This window comes from Sneathiella sp., from assembly GCF_041689005.1.
In the GTDB taxonomy this organism is placed as follows: domain Bacteria; phylum Pseudomonadota; class Alphaproteobacteria; order Sneathiellales; family Sneathiellaceae; genus Sneathiella.
In genome coordinates this window covers 1-18,478 of the sequence record NZ_JBDNHC010000182.1, presented here as the reverse complement: position 1 = coordinate 18,478, position 18,478 = coordinate 1, and the positions used below count along the sequence as shown (strand labels likewise).

General features: G+C 51.2%; 13 protein-coding genes and 3 pseudogenes. 8 read left to right on the top strand and 8 right to left on the bottom strand.

All coding sequences use genetic code 11. The features are described from left to right. From ACESNI_RS19505 to ACESNI_RS19495, 3 genes are all read right to left on the bottom strand, one after another. On the bottom strand, positions 1-914 hold a 914-nt coding region (locus tag ACESNI_RS19505), incomplete at its 3' end, for a phospholipase D-like domain-containing protein (RefSeq protein ID WP_373090199.1). A gap of 24 nt (positions 915-938) precedes the next feature. Then, entirely contained in the window at positions 939-1,862 is a 924-nt protein-coding gene (locus tag ACESNI_RS19500; protein WP_373090197.1) for a DNA methyltransferase, read from the bottom strand. Next, positions 1,798-3,561: an Eco57I restriction-modification methylase domain-containing protein gene (locus ACESNI_RS19495; RefSeq protein ID WP_373090195.1), complete on the bottom strand. Its 1,764-nt coding sequence runs from the start codon at positions 3,559-3,561 to the stop codon at positions 1,798-1,800. Before ACESNI_RS19495 ends, ACESNI_RS19500 begins: the two co-directional genes overlap by 65 nt. A gap of 682 nt (positions 3,562-4,243) precedes the next feature. On the opposite strand from ACESNI_RS19495, the pseudogene ACESNI_RS19490 reads away from it, so the two are divergent. Next, a pseudogene (locus tag ACESNI_RS19490) lies at positions 4,244-4,333 on the top strand (IS6 family transposase); the annotation flags it as partial. Positions 4,334-4,519: 186 nt separating this feature from the next. Here ACESNI_RS19490 and ACESNI_RS19485 read toward each other — a convergent pair. Continuing rightward, positions 4,520-5,380 (bottom strand): annotated as a pseudogene (locus tag ACESNI_RS19485) (IS110 family transposase); the annotation flags it as partial. A gap of 294 nt (positions 5,381-5,674) precedes the next feature. Here ACESNI_RS19485 and ACESNI_RS19480 point away from each other — a divergent pair. The 4 genes from ACESNI_RS19480 (at position 5,675) to ACESNI_RS19465 (ending at position 10,702) form a co-directional block, all read left to right on the top strand. Beyond that, positions 5,675-6,013 carry a cytochrome c gene (locus tag ACESNI_RS19480; protein WP_373090192.1) on the top strand — a complete coding sequence of 113 codons (339 nt, stop codon included), beginning with the start codon at positions 5,675-5,677 and terminating at the stop codon, positions 6,011-6,013. A gap of 118 nt (positions 6,014-6,131) precedes the next feature. Beyond that, a complete protein-coding gene (locus tag ACESNI_RS19475) occupies positions 6,132-8,576 on the top strand; it encodes a Lon protease family protein (RefSeq protein WP_373090189.1) in 2,445 nt (814 codons plus the stop codon). Beyond that, positions 8,569-9,408 carry a universal stress protein gene (locus ACESNI_RS19470; RefSeq protein ID WP_373090187.1) on the top strand — a complete coding sequence of 280 codons (840 nt, stop codon included), beginning with the start codon at positions 8,569-8,571 and terminating at the stop codon, positions 9,406-9,408. Before ACESNI_RS19475 ends, ACESNI_RS19470 begins: the two co-directional genes overlap by 8 nt. Then, positions 9,377-10,702, top strand: coding sequence for an APC family permease (locus ACESNI_RS19465; protein ID WP_373090185.1), 1,326 nt, complete (start codon positions 9,377-9,379; stop codon positions 10,700-10,702). Before ACESNI_RS19470 ends, ACESNI_RS19465 begins: the two co-directional genes overlap by 32 nt. Before the next feature lie 166 nt (positions 10,703-10,868). On the opposite strand, the gene ACESNI_RS19460 is transcribed toward ACESNI_RS19465, so the two are convergent. From ACESNI_RS19460 to ACESNI_RS19445, 4 genes are all read right to left on the bottom strand, one after another. Next, on the bottom strand, positions 10,869-12,167 hold the full coding sequence (locus ACESNI_RS19460) for an NAD(P)/FAD-dependent oxidoreductase (protein WP_373090183.1): 1,299 nt from the start codon (positions 12,165-12,167) through the stop codon (positions 10,869-10,871). 126 nt (positions 12,168-12,293) lie between these two features. Next, positions 12,294-15,518: an efflux RND transporter permease subunit gene (locus tag ACESNI_RS19455; protein WP_373090181.1), complete on the bottom strand. Its 3,225-nt coding sequence runs from the start codon at positions 15,516-15,518 to the stop codon at positions 12,294-12,296. Further along, positions 15,515-16,528: an efflux RND transporter periplasmic adaptor subunit gene (locus ACESNI_RS19450; protein WP_373090178.1), complete on the bottom strand. Its 1,014-nt coding sequence runs from the start codon at positions 16,526-16,528 to the stop codon at positions 15,515-15,517. The genes ACESNI_RS19455 and ACESNI_RS19450 overlap by 4 nt, the downstream gene beginning before the upstream one ends. A gap of 73 nt (positions 16,529-16,601) precedes the next feature. Then, positions 16,602-16,805, bottom strand: a complete 204-nt coding sequence (locus ACESNI_RS19445; protein ID WP_373090176.1) for a DUF2892 domain-containing protein — start codon at positions 16,803-16,805, stop codon at positions 16,602-16,604. Positions 16,806-16,903: 98 nt separating this feature from the next. Between ACESNI_RS19445 and ACESNI_RS19440 the strand changes: the two genes are divergently transcribed. The 3 genes and pseudogenes from ACESNI_RS19440 to ACESNI_RS19430 form a co-directional block, all read left to right on the top strand. Then, on the top strand, positions 16,904-17,242 hold the full coding sequence (locus tag ACESNI_RS19440; RefSeq protein WP_373090174.1) for an ArsR/SmtB family transcription factor: 339 nt from the start codon (positions 16,904-16,906) through the stop codon (positions 17,240-17,242). Between the two features lie 120 nt (positions 17,243-17,362). Beyond that, positions 17,363-18,205 carry a universal stress protein gene (locus ACESNI_RS19435; protein WP_373090172.1) on the top strand — a complete coding sequence of 281 codons (843 nt, stop codon included), beginning with the start codon at positions 17,363-17,365 and terminating at the stop codon, positions 18,203-18,205. Between the two features lie 183 nt (positions 18,206-18,388). Beyond that, positions 18,389-18,478, top strand: a pseudogene (locus ACESNI_RS19430) (IS6 family transposase); the annotation flags it as partial.

Genomic DNA, 18,478 nt, shown 5'->3' with positions numbered 1-18,478 from the left:
ATCTCTAGTTTGATTGTATTCTTGTTTCCGTGAGCTTGAGCTGGATTAAGCCCGTGCACGGTTCCAGATTGCACGCTCACAACACTATCAATACCCTTGAAGAACTTCTCCGATACGCGAAACGGAATTTGTGTTTGAGTACCTCTGGCCTTACGCAGACGCATCAAGACAGTTGTTCCGGTTGGGTCGGCCTCTACCGCACCCGCCGCCGCCGGAACAGCGGACGCTGGTAGTTTGGATTCGTCTGTTTTTTCCTTTCGACTGGGCGATGAATAAGTCCGTGTCCCAAAAAGCCTTTCAGCCTCCGACCCGTCCGACCGCTTTTTTGATTTTCTAGGCGGTGTCCTAATTTCAGCCTCTTCCTTAATGTAGCCATTGTCATGAAGCTTATCTAAGGTAGCCTCATCGAGGCGGATAGCCAATTTGTTGGATGTATCACGCCAAGATGCAATCGCATCTGCTGCGTTCTCGATAACGTCGTTGGTTAGCTCGGTATCAAGTTGTAAACCAGCTTCAACATTGGAGAAAAGTCCCGACGCCGTTAAGTTGTTTGAGCCGACAATGAGTCTCGCCTCTTCGCCGTTTCGAAATAAGTAAATCTTGGGATGAAATATGCTCCCCGCCTCATTGTGATAGACATACGTTTCGCAAGTTCCATGCGCCTCAAGATCAAGGAGCGCCTTTAGACCTTCTTTCGTGGTGTTAAGAAGGTCTATGCCGACGATAAATGACAGTTGGCCTCCATTGGCAAGAAAGCGAGTAAAGCTGTCTTCAAGGTGGCTGACGCCAGAAGCACGCACCCAAGCGACAGCTACGTCAAGAGAATCCCAGAATGGTTCAATGCCGTTTCTTTCATCGACATGATTCAGTAATTCTGTACCAAAGCGGATTGAAAGTGGTTGATTGTAAAACATTTTTCCCTCGGTTTTCGCGGAAAATTAGACTAGTGGTAATTTGCTTTCGTCTCCTTCTCCTGATGGCAAGTAGGGCACCACGTTCTCAATCCCATCCATTAATTTGCTGTATGGTTTCACCTTAGCGCCGGTCGTCTTCTTGAGGCTCGGCTTAGCAAATATTAGGACATATTCGTGGACGTTCTTGAATAAGAAATTAGGCGGGTAGGGGTAGCTGCCAAAAATTGGCCTTTGAGCTCCAAAAGACCCCCATTTCCCACCGGTTCCATCTTTTGACCAGATGATTTCATTGATCATAACAAATCCCAGGCTCCGTAAAAGTACAGCAAAGTCCGTCGCTAAAGGGAAAGTGAGAAGACCGTGATTAGTCTGTTGGTTTACGTTTGCGGTGACGACACACATCTTACGGCCGGGTACCAATACGCGATAGCATTCTTCAAATACCGGTCGGATTCCATTTAGGAATTCTCTATAGTTCGGTATATTACCGAGGTTGCTTTCGCCATCACCATAGTCGGCTTTGTCCCAATAAGGCGGGCTGGTAATCACGAGTCCAACACTATCATCGGCCACTGAGTTCATATACCTGCTGTCGCCCTCGACGGTTGTCAGCGGCACGAAATCGTCAGCATGCCCATTGCGCAGTTGTGCGCATTCCCGCTCTATGATTTTGATATATTCTGGGTTTTGTTCGATGCAGATAGCACTTCGACCAAGTGGTATCGCCGCTTTTGCCGTGGTCCCCGTGCCAGCGAATGGATCGAGCACCGTTTCACCATAGTAGCTGAAGAGTTTAGTAAGTCGATGCGGTATCTCAATTGGAAAAGCGGCAGGGTGGTCCTTGTGAGCCTTATTTGCTATTGCCCAAACGGTCTTTGTGTATTCACGCCACTCCTCTTTCGTAAGCTTGCTCTTCTCTTTTATCTCCGGCGAGATTTTTTTGGTCATTCTGAATTCTTTCCTCTTGAATTTCTTGGTTCGGCAAAAATAGTCCAGCGGACGTTATCGTTTTGGTGAAACGTTCGAGCTCGTGTGAAAGTGACCCCTGCTGGCGAAGCGAGGCAAGAACAATAGTGTCAACTCGACGCCTTAAGTCGGGTGCCGCAGCCGCCGAGTAAGTATAAGAGATCCGCCCCCGGTTCAAACTGCGAATAGGGTTCTTGACTGCCAAATCCCAAATTTTACGGCCAAGGCTCGCGAGTTGATCAATATTGGCTTCTGACATTGCTACGCGCCCAATCGGTAAATTGAACAGTGTGGCACGATTTACATGGAAACCATCACCGCAAACCTGCCACCACCAATAAGCAAAATTTCCAGAAAGAATAGCGAAAGCCGCATCCGCATCTTCGCTAGATCCGCAAGTTAGCCGCATTAGGGGGTTGGTTGACAGAGCTTCGTTCTCGTTGGTCGTCAATGCGCACCGCCTCCCAATCCCCAAGAAATTGTATGCAGTGGGTGCTACAAACACATTAGTCAAACTACCGAATGGCACTTTATCCAAGGATGTTCTGTCCCACTGCGGTACTAAATGACCCAATCGAACGGGTTCGTTTGAAACCTGCTCAAAGAGCGCAGCTTGGACAGTACCATGGATTTTTGGTATACCCGCTCTAATATCGCCCCGGATACGCGTATAGCAGATGGACTGGAGCATTTTTTGCCGATCATGCCCTCTCCATTTGCGAAGTGGCCCCGAAAATATCTTTTTCGTTTGCTTCTGATTTTGCCAAATCAGAATAGTATTCCTTGTTTTGACATCCTCGCCGAAGAGAGCATGAGGCTGCCGATCAAAAAACGAGAATTTCCATGTCCCTTTTTTTTCATTAATAAAGGCTCTGCACGCAGCGAATTGCGCACCAGAATTACATGCAATCGAAAGCGGGACGACCATCGCCCCAACGCCTTCTGAAGCACAAAGTCTAACCATTTGCTCTACGAAGACTGGATATAAATCGGCAGTTGGTTTCGGTTTCGCAGCGATTGAGCGAAACCGACTAGCCAGCTTGGTTAAGTCATCCCGTATACCTATGCCAGCGTAAGGAGGATTCCCAATGACTAAATCAAAACCGTCTTCCGCAGCAGGAAAAATATCCCTTAGGAGGATCCGATCTTCCCGCTCTCCAAGTTCAGCTTCTTTGTCGATTGATAGCGCGTCACATTTCTTGAGGTTGCGACGGAGCGTTGTCCAAGCCGACATTGGTGAAGGCATTACCTCAACTGCGTCCTCTAAGGTATCGAGCAACAGAACGCTCGCGGCCCCATCCAGCGCCAAAGAATCAATATCACAGCCAAAAAGTGTTTCGGACGCTAGCTTGAAAGCATTGACCGTCGGGTTGGATTTCTTCTGTACAGCGAGGACCGCTCGCAAGAAAACACCGGTTCCGACTGCTGGATCCAGCACCTTTGGGTGTTGAACACCGGCAAAACTCTCAATGGCCGATTGTGCCATAAAGTTTGCGACATCCAGTGGTGTGTAAAACACTCCTTCATTTTTCTTTTTGGCTCGCGCTTTCTGGGTGCTTGGATTTCGTCTGACGCTCAATCGGGACCCCGGTCCATGCGATTCTAAGATATACGGTAAAAGCTCCCTGATACCTGAACATCGAGAAATTGCAACAAGTTCTTGACTCAGAGTGCTATCCATAAAATGCCAAAAGGAGTGTTCTGCGGAGCTTAATGGCCTGCCTAGGAACCATGCCTCAGAATGAGATAGTCGATCTGTCGCTTTGATGTGCTTCCCTGCTAGAGCGACAAGCCAAATGGAGAAAGATAACCACGCAGCTCTTTCGTCTTCATTACTCATTGGAACTGGAAGGCAACGATTTATCATAGCGGGATGAGCTACGAAAGCCTCACTCAACGATGCGACTATATGACGCCCATTTTTGGCGATTTCCTCGACAGCTGTCGAAAGAACGTACCCACGCCGAGGCACACCATGAAAGCATTCCTGAACTGCGACTACCGACCTCATTCTAGCTACTAGCTTGATTTGTCAAAGGGGTCGCCTTTCTAGATTCGACAACCTTTTTTTTGAAAGATAAACCGATACTGCATAACGGATTACCCGTGCCAGCGACACTCGTTGGTTCTTTGCGATTGACTCGATTTTCGATATTACTCGTTCTTCTAACATCGCGGTGATTCGCCGTTTGAACATAACGCTTCCTCAGTTTTGCTATAATTGGCGGCATTTGAATCACGCTTAACATTGCTTTAGTTTGATGCAGATCGCAACAATATTTTGTATCAAAGTTGAGCTGACCTACCAAATAACGGATTAATTCTGGAAGGGGAGACGTACGTTGACTAGACCGCCTCCAGGCATGACAAAAAAGAACCCATTCCGCTATTTCAAGACATCGCCCGAGATCATCCGCCTGGCCGTGATGATGTATGTCAGGTTGGTACTGTCATGTGTGGACGGCTCCGTTTTTGCAAGGGATAAATTGAGGTAATCCTGATCGAAGCGGGTTGCGGTCATGTGTCCGGCCTGTTTGCGCGGTGCGTATGCCCGCTGGCCCTGATGAAGTCCGCGTCCCGGGTCCCTCTCAGAAGATCGGGCTTGATGCCCTGACAATACCCGCCGATGTGTTCTTGTCGGCGCGGCGGATGACTGAGGTCGCCCCGACAACGAGCAGTCTTCGCAGATACCCATCCCCCATTTTGCAGATGCGGCCCAGGCGATCCTTGCCTCCCGATGAGTTCTGCCTGGGCACCAGGCCCAGGAATGCAGCAAACTGTCGACCATTCCTGAAGACAGCAGGATCAGACACACTGGCTGCCAGGGCCGTTGCCGTGATAACACCGACCCCGGGAATAGTCTCCAGTCGCTGGCTGACCTCATCGGCCCGATGCCAAGCCAGAAGGCGGCGCTCAAGTCTGTGTATCTCCCCCGCCAGGCGATCAAGCTGGACCATCAGACCCTCCAGCGCTGTTCGGGCGATATCCGGCAGTAAATCCTCATCCGGCAAGGTCTTCAGCAACGCTGCCAGTTTATGTGGCCCCTGGGCTGTGACAATGCCAAACTCGGCCAGGTGAGCCCGGGTAGCATTCAACAGCATGGTGCGTTGACGCATCATCAGGTCGCGTATCCGGTGTAGCATGAGAACACCTTGTTGCTGCACACTCTTGATCGGGACAAAGCGCATGGTCGGGCGGGTCACCGCTTCACAGATGGCTTCTGCATCCGCAGCATCATTCTTTTGACGCTTTACATAGGGTTTTACATAGACCGGCGGGATCAGCCGTACGTCATGACCCAGCGCCCCGATCTCACGAGCCCAGAAATGCGCCGTGGCACAGGCTTCCATACCGATCAGGCAAGGCGGCAGGTCGCGCAGGAAATCCAGGACTCCCGAACGCCGTAGTTTCTTGCGAAACAATACTTCACCCTCAACATCAATGCCGTGAAGCTGGAAAACAGACTTGGCCAGATCAATCCCGATTGTTGTAACATGCATAATGGATGGCTCCTTCTCATTGTTGGTTCATAACAACTCCAGCATGGTACAAATGATGCCGAACGGGGGAGCCGTCCACACCATCAGATTAAACTGATTTGCTATAGTGGACTGCGGATTTGGGCTGGTTTTCAAAATAGGTGTTTGGCTAATTGTCAGGCAATGCGAACGACTTTACCCAATCTGTAATAAGATTGGATGAGTTAGATCGCCCAACTTCGTTTAATCTGACAATGCCGGCGTATAGCCTTTTCGGGATTAATACATGCAGATTTTCGTAGTCATAATCCCGTTATGGTGACCTTTGTTCCGGCGGTAATAATTGCCTTGTCGGCTAACATGTTGACGCTTACGCTGGCGTATGCGGAGGAGTCGCGGCAAGGACGTATTTTAGAAGGGAAGGCTCTGGCCCGTCAATTTTGCAGTCGGTGCCATGCGGTTACTCCGGGGGAGGAAAGCCCGTTTTCCGAGGCGCCCCCCTTTCAGGAAATAGTAGGTCGCTGGCCCCTTTCATATCTTGAAGAAGCACTCGCAGAAGGGATTTCAGTTGGACATGATGCGATGCCTGAATTTCGTCTGAAACCCCGCGAAATCGATAATTTTCTGGTATATCTATCTTCACTGCCAAAGTAAGTGCCGCCGATAAGGTCTACATTATAGACGTACTCATGAGGTAAGCCTTAAAAACCTGGAGATTATATTTGAATGACAATATCTTTCTGGTTCTGGTGCCAAAATAGAAAGCAGTTGTATGTCTGATATCAAAGAGTTAACAGTGGCGCAACTAAGGCGCCGTTATGACCCCAATTCTTTCAAATTTAAAGATACACGCGAATTAAAGGAACTGAAGGAGCCGTTGGGGCAGGACCGGGCCATAGAGGCCATCAGATTTGGCATTGGCGTGAGACATCAGGGCTTTAACCTGTTTGCGTTCGGACCATCTGGTGCAGGTAAGACGGAAATAATCCGTCTTTACCTGGAACCGGAAGCTGCAAAAAAGTCAGTTCCAGACGATTGGTGCTATGTTAATAATTTTACCGCTGCGGACCGGCCAAAGGTTTTACGGCTTCCTGCGGGCCGGGCATTGGAACTTGCCGGTCAGATGGAGAATCTGGCAGATGAATTGCGTGTTGTCATCGCCGCCGGTTTTGAAAGCGATGAATATCGCACCCGCCTTGATGTGATTATTCATCATCTCAAGCTCAGGCAGGAGAAGATTTTCGAAGATCTAAATGAAAAAGCCGCCAAAAAAGACATCACACTTGTAAGGACACCAACAGGTTTCGTACTGGCACCGGTGCGCGAGGGGAAGGTTCTCGATCCAGCGGCATTCGCGGAGCTTACAGACGAAGACAAAGAAAAAATAAAGAGCGATATTAGCAGCCTGGAAGGTGATCTCCAATCCACAGTTAGAATGTTACCTGAGATCGAACGGGAAGAACGGCAGGAAACCCGAAAATTGAACCGGGAAGTGACCAGCTTTGCGGTGGATCATTTACTTGATGATATTCGGGCTAAGTGGAAAGACTGCAAAGCAGTGTTGGCTTTTCTTGATGAAGTGCAGGAATACGTTATTGGTCATGGGGACGTTTTTCGACTTAGTACCGAACAGGCACCCGCTGGTTTTCCACCGGGTATGATGCCGGATTATATTCAACAACGCGAACAGGTGATTAGTAACTGTCAGGTAAATGTGCTGGTTTGTCAGGAACAAAAAGGCGGCGCACCAGTTGTCTATGAGGACAATCCAACTGTTGAAAACCTGATCGGTCGCATCGAGCATTTGTCGCAGTATGGTAGCCTGATAACAAATTTCCGGCTGATCAAATCCGGCGCTCTACATCGGGCCAATGGTGGATATTTAATTCTTGATGCGCGTCGATTACTCTTTCAGCCCTTTGCCTGGGAAACCCTGAAACGGGAATTACGAAGTCGCGAGATCCGAATTGAATCGGTAAGTCAGATGATGTCTCTTGGGAATATGGTTAGCTTGCAACCAGAAACAATTCCATTGGATGTTAAGGTCATACTGATCGGCGATCCAAACATTTACTACTTGCTAAGCCAGCAAGATCCAGATTTTCAGGAACTATTTAAAGTGCCTGTTGATTTTGATGACCGGATGACAGCATCGAAAGAGGTAATTCCACTTTACGTAAGACTGATAGCTAGTCAGGCACGTCTTAAGAAGCTCTTGCCCCTTGATCCCTCAGCGGTGGCGCTGGTGTTGGAAAGAATGACCAGGCTCGCCGGGGATGTGGAAAAATTGTCAAGCCATGTGCGTTCTCTGGCGGACCTTTTGTCCGAAGCTGATCATTGGGCATCTGATCGGGGTGCCGACGTCATTAGCGGAGAGGATGTCGAGCGGGCGATTGACGCTCACATCCACCGTTCTGACCGTATTCGTGAACGTATGCAGGAGCAGATAAAACGTGGCGTGATCATGTTAGATACGACTGGGGAAAAAGTTGGGCAAATTAACGGCTTGTCCGTCTTACAGTTGGGTGATTTTGCTTTTGGCCGCCCCAGCCGGATCACGGCCCGGGTACAGATCGGGCGAGGCCATGTAATTGACATCGAGCGTGAAGTCGAGCTTGGCGGGCCACTCCATTCGAAGGGCGTACTTATCCTGTCCAACTTACTGGCCGCACGATTTGCACAAACTCAGCCGTTGTCTCTCAACGCCAGTCTCGTATTTGAGCAATCCTATGGTCAAGTTGATGGCGATAGTGCTTCGTCTACGGAATTTTACGCACTTCTTTCAGCGCTGGCCAACGTACCTATACGGCAGTCGCTGGCGGTGACTGGTTCCACTAACCAGTTTGGAGAAGTTCAGGCAATTGGCGGTGTTAATGAGAAAATTGAAGGGTTTTTCGACATCTGCCTTCAACAGGGGTTGAATGGCGAGCAAGGGGTTTTAATACCGGCGAGCAATGTGCCGAATCTGATGCTAAATGATGACGTTCTGGCCGCGGTTGAACGGGGCCAGTTTCATATTTACCCGATCAAAACAGTTGATGAAGGAATATCTTTGCTCACCGGCATGAGCGCTGGGGAAGCGGATGCGGAAGGCCAGTATCCAAAGGATAGCATTAATGGGCAGGTTCAGGCCAGATTGAAACTATTTGCGGATTCAGCAAAGAAGTTTGCACGCGAACAGAACGGCAGCGAAGACGAGAAGCTGAAAAATGGCTAATCCAAATCACCCCAAATATCGCCGCATTGTGGTTCAGATAGATACGTCCAGCTCCTATAGCGAAGTCTTTCATGTTGCTGTCGATATTGCGGTGAAGCTCGGTGCGGAACTGCACGGGGTATTTGTGGAGGATAAAAACCTTCTTAATATCGGCGGTCTCGATTTTGTTCGGGAATTTAGCCAGTTTATGCCAACCGCACAAAATCTGGATAGTAGTAGACTGGAAGAACAACTGAAAGCGCTGGCGAGAAGGGCACGTAGTCAATTAGAGCAGGAAGCCGTGAGCCGGAATATTACCGCCGGATTTCATACAGTTAGGGAGGAATTTGGCTCGGAATCAGCGACGATCGTTGCAGACGTCGATTTGATAATCATAGAACGCACCAGTCGATCCCTCCTGCCATCGACGCTATTTCTGTTGCCACAAGACAAAGCCGGGCAGCAAGCGGTTCGACCGATTTTACTGTTGAAGGGCGATAGAACACTTTCTGGACCTCTTGTTGTTCTCTGCGACAGCCAGGGGTCATTACAAAGCTGTTTAAACGTTGGGAGCTCATTGGTGCAAACGGAGAAGCAGGAAATTCTCGTTTTGCCCTGCATAGCGACTGCTTCCGACGATGGGTTATTAGTCGAAAACCTTAAAGGAATCGCTCGGGATGCAGCGGCTAATATTCGCATTGCCTCGCCGGTTAAGCCGGAGGCCGAGGTTATCTTCAGCCGTTTGAGTGCTTCCAATAATTTACTGATTCTAGCCAGAAATGGAACGCTGACACGTGACAGGATTCTTCTTCAGAAATTGATTGAAAGCAGACATCCAATATTGTTTGTCTAAAAAATTATGGGACCCTCAAACGAATGGTAACTATCGCGACATGGTGAGAAAATCAGCAATGAAAGCATCAGGAGCCGTTAAGGCTCCGCCGGAACTCAAGCGTAGTTTATCTCTTCCCCTTTTGACTCTCTATGGTCTTGGAGTGACAATTGGTGCCGGTATTTATGTTCTGGTCGGCACCACAGCGGCTCGGGCCGGTATTTACGCCCCGATATCATTCCTTTTAGCGGCGGTCGTCGTGGGCTTTACCAGCTTTTCCTATTCTGAACTTTCAACACGGTATCCGGTTAGTGCAGGGGAAGCTGAATATGTGTCCAAAGGGCTGAAGCTGCGCTGGCTTTCTGTTGTTATCGGTTTAATGGTTGTTGCTTCCGGCGTTGTCTCCTCGGCGGCTATTTCCATCGGGGCTGCTGCCTATCTTCAAGGGTTTTTCCCCTTATCGCTCGACCTTTTGACGGCGCTTGTGGTTATTGCTGTGGGTATGATAGCCGCTTGGGGTATTTTTGAATCTGTCTTTATTGCCGCCATACTGACGGTTATCGAAATTACTGGGCTGGGTCTTGTGGTGTACTATGGAATTGCCTACAAGCCCGATATTTGGACTGAACTGGATACCCTAATTCCACCGTTCGATGCCGCGGTCTGGAGCGGTATTCTGTCAGCCAGTCTACTGGCGTTTTTTGCCTTTGTCGGGTTCGAGGATATGGCAAATATTGCAGAAGAGGTGAAGCAACCCCAGAAGAACTTGCCGCGCGGTATTCTGCTGACGCTGGGGATCGCCACACTCATCTATTTTGTCGTGGTGGCAGTCATCGTTTTAGTAGTTCCCATGACAGATTTAGCCAGTTCTGCCGCACCTCTTCGGTTGGTACTGGAAACAGCAGGAACAATACCGACGATTATATTTAGCGTAATCGCTGTCTTTGCGACAATAAATGGCGTTCTTATTCAAATTATAATGGCATCACGTGTGATATATGGTTTGGCCGCGCAGAAGAACCTGCCCGCATTGTTCGCCTATGTCAGCCCTATTACGCAGACGCCGCTTGTAGCGACATTAGCTGTTGTTTGCGTTGTACTGTTTCTTGCATATTTTTTACCTATCGATCAGCTCGCCGAAGCAACTTCGACAATTGTTCTTATTGTTTTTTGCTTTGTAAACTTATCATTGTTGCGAATCAAGCTGTCAAAAACACCGACCGAAGGCGATGCGTTTATTGTGCCAATTTTTGTGCCAGTTCTGGGATTTATTTTCAGCGTTTTATTGTTGTTGGTGGGCCTGCTGCCAATTTGAAGCCACACACATTTCAGGAGACGTCCATACATAGACAATACCGCCCGGACACATAAACCGTATCCTGCAATTATCTACTTCAGAAAAAAGTCCTTGCAGAAATGGAGTCATCCACACATGCCAATGCTGGCCGGATAGAGGGCCTCACCCACATGCGCCATGCTGGTCATTCTTGCCTGGTTTCCTTAAGTTTCTCGAGGTTAAGCTGGCGCATCAGGAAGCGTTCATAAAACGGCTCGCTTTTGCCGCTGCGTACCTTGCCCATGAAGTATTTTTCGAACCCGACCTTAGCATAGTGCACCCATAGGCCCTTGGACGCCCAGTTGACATTGCGCGGGGGAATTTGCGGCTGGGCGACGAAAGCCACACCACTATCGCCGAAATCGGCCAAGCAGACGGCATTCCATGTTGCCCGCGACTTCGGCTGCTTACCGCGCAACAAGGCGCCAATATTCAGGGCAGTTGCGGTGACCATCGATTCAATCATGAACCCGGTTTTCGGCACGCCGACCGGCACCGGCGTGGGTCCAGTGGGGGGGATGGCGACACAAACGCCGATGCCGAATATCTCCGGATAGGTCGGATTGCGCTGGTGTTCGTCAATCATAACGAAGCCGCGTGGATTAGTCAGTTTTTCTATCCCGAGTACCGCTGGTACGCCGCGAAACGCGGGCAGCATCATCGCATAGTCGAACGGCAATTCATGGGTTTTCTTTGGACTGCCATCCTCGTTCACTTCGTCGACGGTCATCATCTTGTCGGCGATGCCCTTCACCTTGGCGTTCGTAATCCACTTGATGTGCCGGGCGCGGAATTCGCTTTCCATCAACCCTTTGGTATCACCGACGCCGTCCAGGCCGAGATGACCGATATATGGTTCGGAAGTCACGAAGGTCATCGGTACTCGGTCCCGGATTTTGCGCTTGCGCAATTCAGTTTCCAGAATGAAGGCGAATTCATAGGCAGGGCCGAAGCAGGACGCGCCCTGCACGGCGCCAACCACGATAGGGCCGGGATTGTTGCAGAAAGCCTCAAACGCGGTATGGGCTTCCTGTGCATGTGCCGCATGGCATACCGATTGAGTCTCGCCCCCCTCGTGCGCGCTGGATGGGCCGAGACCGGGGATCTCATCGAAAGCAAGGTCAGGGCCGGTGGCGATAACCAGATAGTCGTAAGGGACACTTCGCCCATCTGTAAGTTCCACGCGTTTTTCTGCGGGGTGCACCCGATCCGCACCCTGAGTGAGGAAGCGAGCCCCCTTTTTCTTTAGCACCGGAACCAAGTCGATTTCAATATCTGAACGCTTCCGCCAGCCAATGGCGACCCAGGGGTTGGACGGGACGAAATGATAGATGGCTCCTTGGCCGATCACCGTTAGCCTGTCTTCCGGTCGCAATTGGTCCGCTAACTCATAGGCCATCAAGGTTCCGCCAAGGCCAGCACCTAAAATAACAATTTCCATCATGAACTCCTTCCCGCTTATCGCGTGTAGTTAAGTGTGTACTGGTGTTTACTCAAGTATGAGGCGCTACTGCCTTTACTTCTTTGTTCCGGTAATTATTTTCTCTACCGGGGGTGCACAGGTAATGACTCAAGAAGCGCCTGTAGATGACAATGGCCGTGCCTTTTCACCCTTTAGAACGACGTAAATGGCCGGAATGACAAGCACTGTGAGCGCCGTTGACGAGGCGAGACCGAACAGGAGCGAAATCGCCAGGCCTTGGAAAATTGGATCCGGGAGAATGACCGCTGCACCGATCATCGCCGCAAGCGCTGTAAGCAGGATCGGCTTGAAGCGTATTGCGCCGGCCTCGAGAAGAACCTCGACCAGCGCTTGGTTGGGTTGGTGTGTATGACGGATGAAATCAACCAGCAAGATAGAGTTGCGCACAATGATGCCTGCGAGCGCAATAAAGCCTATCATCGAGGTTGCCGTGAACGGCGCATCGAACAGCCAGTGTCCGAACATGATGCCGATGAAGGTAAGCGGAATGGGTGTCAGGATGACAAGCGGTAACTTGAAGGAGCCAAACTGCGCGACGACGAGGACGTAGACCCCGAGGATTGCCACCATGAAGGCAGCTCCCATGTCGCGGAACGTCACCCAGGTCACCTCCCATTCACCATCCCAGAGCAGGGTAGAGTGGGTTTCGTTCTCCGGCTGTCCATGCAGGGTAATCTCGGGCTTTGGCAGGTCTCCCCAATCCATCTTCGCGATGGCGTCTTCTACCGCCAGCATTCCATAGATCGGCGCCTCATAGGCACCCGCGAGCTCCCCCATGACCATTTCGGCGGCTCGGCCGTTATGTCGGAAAATCGGGTAGGATCCCGGTTCGCGCGAGACACTGACGACATCGCCAAGCTCGACCACATCGCGGGCTCCTGGAAGCGCATTGGCGGGCACTGGGGTGGTCAGTGTACGCTCGTCCATCACCGCCCGCGACTTCGATAACGCGACACGGATAGCGATCGGCTGGCGGCCTCCGCCTTTATGGGAATAACCCACCGTGACACCGCCATATAGATAGCGAAGCGTATCATATACGTCGGACTGCTCAACCCGGTAATATTCGAGATTGTCCTGGTTGATAGCGACGCGAACCCGCTCCGGCTGATTATGGTAACTGTTGTCGATATCGACGATAAACGGGATACTCGCGAACGCCTCGCCAACCTTGTGGGCCACAGCGCGGCGCGTCTGCGGGTCCGGACCGTAAATCTCCGCGAGTAATGTGCTGATAACGGGCGGGCCAGGCGGCGGTTCAACGACTTTGAGCACGGCGTCTTTCGGTATATCGGCCCCCCGGAGGCGTTGTCGGATTTCGAGCGCAATGGTATGGCTTGAGCGATCGCGTTCACCCTTGGATGACAGGTTTACTGCGACCTGTCCCTGTTCGGGATTGGATCGCAAATAGTAATGCCGCACCAACCCGTTGAAATCAAAGGGTAGGGCGGTACCCGCATAGGTCTGAAACGAGATGATCTCGGGAATGGCGGCCAGCCGGTCAACAATTATCTGGAGTGTCCGGTTCGTATCCTCGACGGACGAGTCTTTCGACAAGTCAAGTACGACCTGAAGATCGGACTTGTTATCGAAAGGCAGAAGCTTCACTGTCACATTCTTGGTATAAAACAGGCCGAGTGAAGCCAAAGTGATGAAGCCGACAATCAGCAGGAATATCCACGACCGCCAACGGGCCTTGAGGATCGGCCGGGCGACAGCGACGTAAAGCCGGCCGAGTATTCCGCCGTTAGCGTTCGAATGATTATGAGCCTCGGTAGCGTGACCTCGACCGATCTTGAGCATCAGCCAAGGGGTCAGTACCACAGCGACAAAGAAGGAAAACACCATCGCAGCCGAAGCAACGGCCGGAATCGGACTCATATAGGGGCCCATCATGCCGGAGACGAAGAGCATGGGCAGGAGGGCGACAACGACTGTCATTGTGGCGACGATCGTCGGATTGCCAACCTCAGAGACCGCGTCGATAGCCGCCTGCGTGCGGGAACGGCCGTCGGCCATCGACCAGTGGCGCGCAATGTTCTCGATTACGACAATGGCATCGTCAACCAGAATGCCGATGGAAAAGATTAGCGCGAACAGGCTGACGCGGTTCAGCGTGTAACCCATGACGTAGGCAGAAAACAGCGTTAGCAGGATCGTCGTCGGGATGACGATCGCCACGACTAGCGCCTCGCGCCAGCCGATGGCGAAGGCGACCAGAACGACGATCGATATCGTTGCCAGTCCCAGGTGAAAGAGAAGTTCGTTTGCCTTCTCGTTGGCAGTTTCCCCATAATTGCGCGTGACGGTCATCTCTACGTCCTCGGGGAATATCTGGCCGCGCACCTGATCAAGGCGCTTAACGATATCCTCGGCAATTACCACGGCATTGGTGCCCGGACGCTTCGCGATCGCCAACGACACCGCAGGGGCGCGAGTGAGCCCGGTATCTGATTTGCGAATATCCATCACTCTGTTCTCGGCTGGCGCAGTTTCCAGCACCACCTTTGCGACGTCGCGCACATAGACCGGCCTTCCGTCGCGGGCGGTAAGCAGAAGATTGCCAATCTGTGGCATTTCCTGCAGGGTCTGGCCAGCGATGATGGCGTGCTGGCTACCATTCTCGCGGATTGAACCGAGACGGAACGAGCGGTTGGCTCCTTCAATCTTGGCAGTAAGCTGCTGCAAGGTGATGCCGTAAAGAGAGAGCTTTTCCGGATCGGGTTCGATCCGGAATTCTTCCGGCTGCTCGCCGACAATGTAGGTAAGACCAACGTCCGACAGCTTCGAAACTTCAACTTGCAACTCGCGTGCGATCCGCGTCAATCCGTTCGCCGTCCAGCGGGAGGCTGCTGCTGGTGTCGGCCGTAACGTGACGACAACGATCGCCACGTCGTCGATGCCGCGTCCGACAATCAACGGTTCAGGAATGCCGGTCGGTATACGATCCATGTTGGCGCGGATCTTTTCGTGGACTCTCAGGACAGCAACATCTGCATTGGTACCGACATTGAAGCGTGCCGTGACCACCGTGCCGTCGTCTTCGGTTTGCGAATAGACATGTTCAACTTCGTCGATGCTCTTGATGATCGTTTCCAACGGTTCGGTGACGAGCTTAACAGCGTCTTCGGCCTTCAGCCCGTTCGCATTGACATGGATATCGACCATCGGCACGGAGATCTGCGGCTCTTCTTCGCGCGGCAGGGTAATAAGCGCGATGAGACCCAGTGCAAGTGCAGTCAATAGAAACAGCGGCGTGAGCGGAGACGTAATGAAGGCGCGGGTAAGGCTGCCTGCGATGCCGAGCTTCATGGCAGCACGACCTGATCGCCATCGTGCAGGCCTGTCAGAACTTCGACGCGTGTTACGCCGTCTTCGTCAAACGTTTCACCGAGGATCACCGCTACCTCCACATCGCCGTCAGCTGTGGTGATGCGTGCATAATCAACGCCATGCAATGTGTGGATTGCCTCGGGCGGTACGGCAAGAACGGTGCGTTTGCCGACCGGGATTGATACCAGCATGCGCTCGTTGACGAAATAGTCTCCAATCCCGGTAACATCTACGTCCGCGATCACGCGTCCGTTTGTAATCTCGGGATAGACCTTGATGATTCGTCCAAAGCGGGTAGCGGTGGCCTGACCAGGCGATTGTGTCAGCCCCCGCTCACCCACAAGAACATCGGTACCCTGTATAATTTCTGTCGCGTGTCGTTCGGGTAGCGACAGACGCAAATAATAAGGGCCTGGCGCGATGCGGGCGATTTCCTCGCCAGGCAGGATGACTGAGCCTAGCGTGACCGGAACTGTGAGCACTCGGCCTGTGGCCGGCGCAAAGACCGTGCCTTCCTGCGCGCTTTGCGCGATCACCGCCTTGTCGGCCTTCGCTGCGGTGACCTGTTTGCTTGCCACTTCGAACTGCGTGCTGGCTTGGTCCAGTCGCGTTTGTGTGCCCGTTCCTGCCGCCCGGAGTTGTTTCGCCCGCTCAAGCTCGGTTCTCGCATACCCAAGCTGCGAATCAAGAGCTTCGATCCTGGCGTCGATAGCCTGGAGTTGGAGCGCAAGCTTGTCATCGACGACCACAGCAACGGCCTCGCCTTTCTTGACCACATCGCCCTGACTGATACGGATTTCGCGGATGGAGCCGCCGATGCGTGCGCGCGCCGGTATCACGATGCGGCTTTCCACCTGCCCGAAGACGGCCTTCATTTCGGTGATCGTCACGGCCTTAACGGTAAACTCGCCTGCCCCAGCAACTTGCGCGGCAAAAATCACCGCCACGACAAGGGCGACTGCCGGAATTCGAAGGGATAGTAGCGACATGGACAGCATACCTTTCACGGGCAACGATGGATGAAACAGCACCCTTGTTTGTTACAAAGGACGGCAGACACACCTATTCAAACGCGACCCCGGTCTTGAAGCCGAGCTTTTTGAACACGATAGCGGCTGGACAGAAACCCGTGATAGAGGCCTGAATAAGGTTCAGGCCGACAAAGGCCGTCAGTAGAAACCACCAAGGTGAAAAATAGAAACCAAGCGCCAGAGATATAAGAACCATAATGCCGGCGAACATCATGACTGTGCGATCTAGTGACATTTTAAACTCCTCTTTTTGTCTGAGACATTCCGTATTGGTATGTCATTTTTAAACTCTTCCCCTTGCATATAACATTCAAATATTATAAATACAAGTTTATGAATGTAGTAGATATGATTCCAGCGGCGAACTCGGCGGCAAAGTTGATGCGTAGCCTGTCACATCCGCAACGCCTTCTTGTGCTTTGTGCCCTTGTGGAGAGCGAGAAGTCGGTTGCCAGGTTACGTCAGGAACTCGGGATCGAGCAGGTGCCGATGTCGCAACAACTCATACGGCTAAGATCGGATGGGCTTGTCAAAGCGCGCCGTGAGGGGACGACAGTTCATTATAGTATTGCGTCCCCCGAAGTATTCACTGTCGTTGAAGCTCTCCATTCCACCTTCTGCAAGTCACCGAGCCCGGGTAGGCGATCACGTCGCAGTGACGCAAGTGATTGACGTCATGCGGCGATCCTGCGGGAATGATGACGCCATAACCGCACAGATTGACCTAAGTCAATGCACAGCGCCGGAAATCTCTTATAATTGTGACTTACAATATAATATTGGAGATTAACTATGGGCTACAAAACCATCCTTGTTCATGTCAGCAACCTTGACCGGTCAAAAGAGATTTTGAACGTCGCCGTCATGATGGCAAAAAAATACGATGCCCATTTGATCGGCTTATTTGTTGTGCCAGGGATCCAGATTTATCCATCGGCGGGCATATATATTCCATCTGAAGTATTGCTGCCGCACAAAAAATACTATTTTAAACAAGCTGAAAAAATTAAGTCGCTTTTTGATAAAACGACAAAAAGTGAAGGTATTTCTGCGGAATGGCGGCAGTTTGAGTCACATATCCCTAACCTTTCACAAATTGTTATCGATAACGCTCATACTGCTGACCTGGTTATTCTTGGACAAGCGGATGAAGAGAATGATGATGCAAATATTCGGGAAGTGCCGGGTGATGTGTTGATGGAGTGTGGCCGTCCGATACTAATGATCCCTTATTCCGGATCCTTTGCGACAATTGGTGATCATATTTTAGTCGGCTGGAATGGATCGAGGGAAGCAGCAAGAGCTGCATTCGATGCATTGCCGCTTCTGAAATCCGCCAGCAAGGTACATGTTCATTGGGCTGTAGCTACAAAATCAGATACCGACGAGAGAACACTTCTCGGAACCGATTTGGCCGCAACCTTGGCGCGCCATAATATAAATGTTTCGGCGGAAACAGAGGTCAATCCAGATCTTTCTGATGGAGATGAATTGTTGTCCTATGTGGCGCAGCGGGGCGCAGATCTTCTTGTCATGGGAGGGTATGGTCGATCCCGCACCCGCGAGTTTATTTTTGGGGGCGCAACTAAACATATTTTGAACCATATGATTGTTCCCGTTTTGATGTCGCATTAGAAAGCAGGTCTATGTCTAATATCAAAGAACGAACGGTGACGCCGCTGCCACGTTGAAGCATCATGCACCGGAGAGGCGTTGTGAAATTGTCTTTCGCGATGTACGAGTTCCCGCGAACAGACTAACCGGCTTTGTCAGAAGAAAATTGCTGATGGGCATTTGCTCGTCGATTAGCCTCCGAGCATGACAAAAAAGAACCCATTCCGCTATTTTAAAACATCTCCTGAGATCATCCGCCTGGCTGTGATGATGTACGTCAGGTTTCCACTTTCT

What these genes read in the sequence shown, in the direction of transcription:
- ACESNI_RS19500 (WP_373090197.1), bottom strand. Translation starts at nt 1,862, where the DNA reads ATGACCAAAAAAATCTCGCCGGAGATAAAAGAGAAGAGCAAGCTTACG.
- ACESNI_RS19495 (WP_373090195.1), bottom strand. Translation starts at nt 3,561, where the DNA reads ATGGATAGCACTCTGAGTCAAGAACTTGTTGCAATTTCTCGATGTTCA.
- ACESNI_RS19480 (WP_373090192.1), top strand. Translation starts at nt 5,675, where the DNA reads ATGGTGACCTTTGTTCCGGCGGTAATAATTGCCTTGTCGGCTAACATG.
- ACESNI_RS19475 (WP_373090189.1), top strand. Translation starts at nt 6,132, where the DNA reads ATGTCTGATATCAAAGAGTTAACAGTGGCGCAACTAAGGCGCCGTTAT.
- ACESNI_RS19470 (WP_373090187.1), top strand. Translation starts at nt 8,569, where the DNA reads ATGGCTAATCCAAATCACCCCAAATATCGCCGCATTGTGGTTCAGATA.
- ACESNI_RS19460 (WP_373090183.1), bottom strand. Translation starts at nt 12,167, where the DNA reads ATGATGGAAATTGTTATTTTAGGTGCTGGCCTTGGCGGAACCTTGATG.
- ACESNI_RS19455 (WP_373090181.1), bottom strand. Translation starts at nt 15,518, where the DNA reads ATGAAGCTCGGCATCGCAGGCAGCCTTACCCGCGCCTTCATTACGTCT.
- ACESNI_RS19450 (WP_373090178.1), bottom strand. Translation starts at nt 16,528, where the DNA reads ATGTCGCTACTATCCCTTCGAATTCCGGCAGTCGCCCTTGTCGTGGCG.
- ACESNI_RS19445 (WP_373090176.1), bottom strand. Translation starts at nt 16,805, where the DNA reads ATGTCACTAGATCGCACAGTCATGATGTTCGCCGGCATTATGGTTCTT.
- ACESNI_RS19440 (WP_373090174.1), top strand. Translation starts at nt 16,904, where the DNA reads ATGAATGTAGTAGATATGATTCCAGCGGCGAACTCGGCGGCAAAGTTG.
- ACESNI_RS19435 (WP_373090172.1), top strand. Translation starts at nt 17,363, where the DNA reads ATGGGCTACAAAACCATCCTTGTTCATGTCAGCAACCTTGACCGGTCA.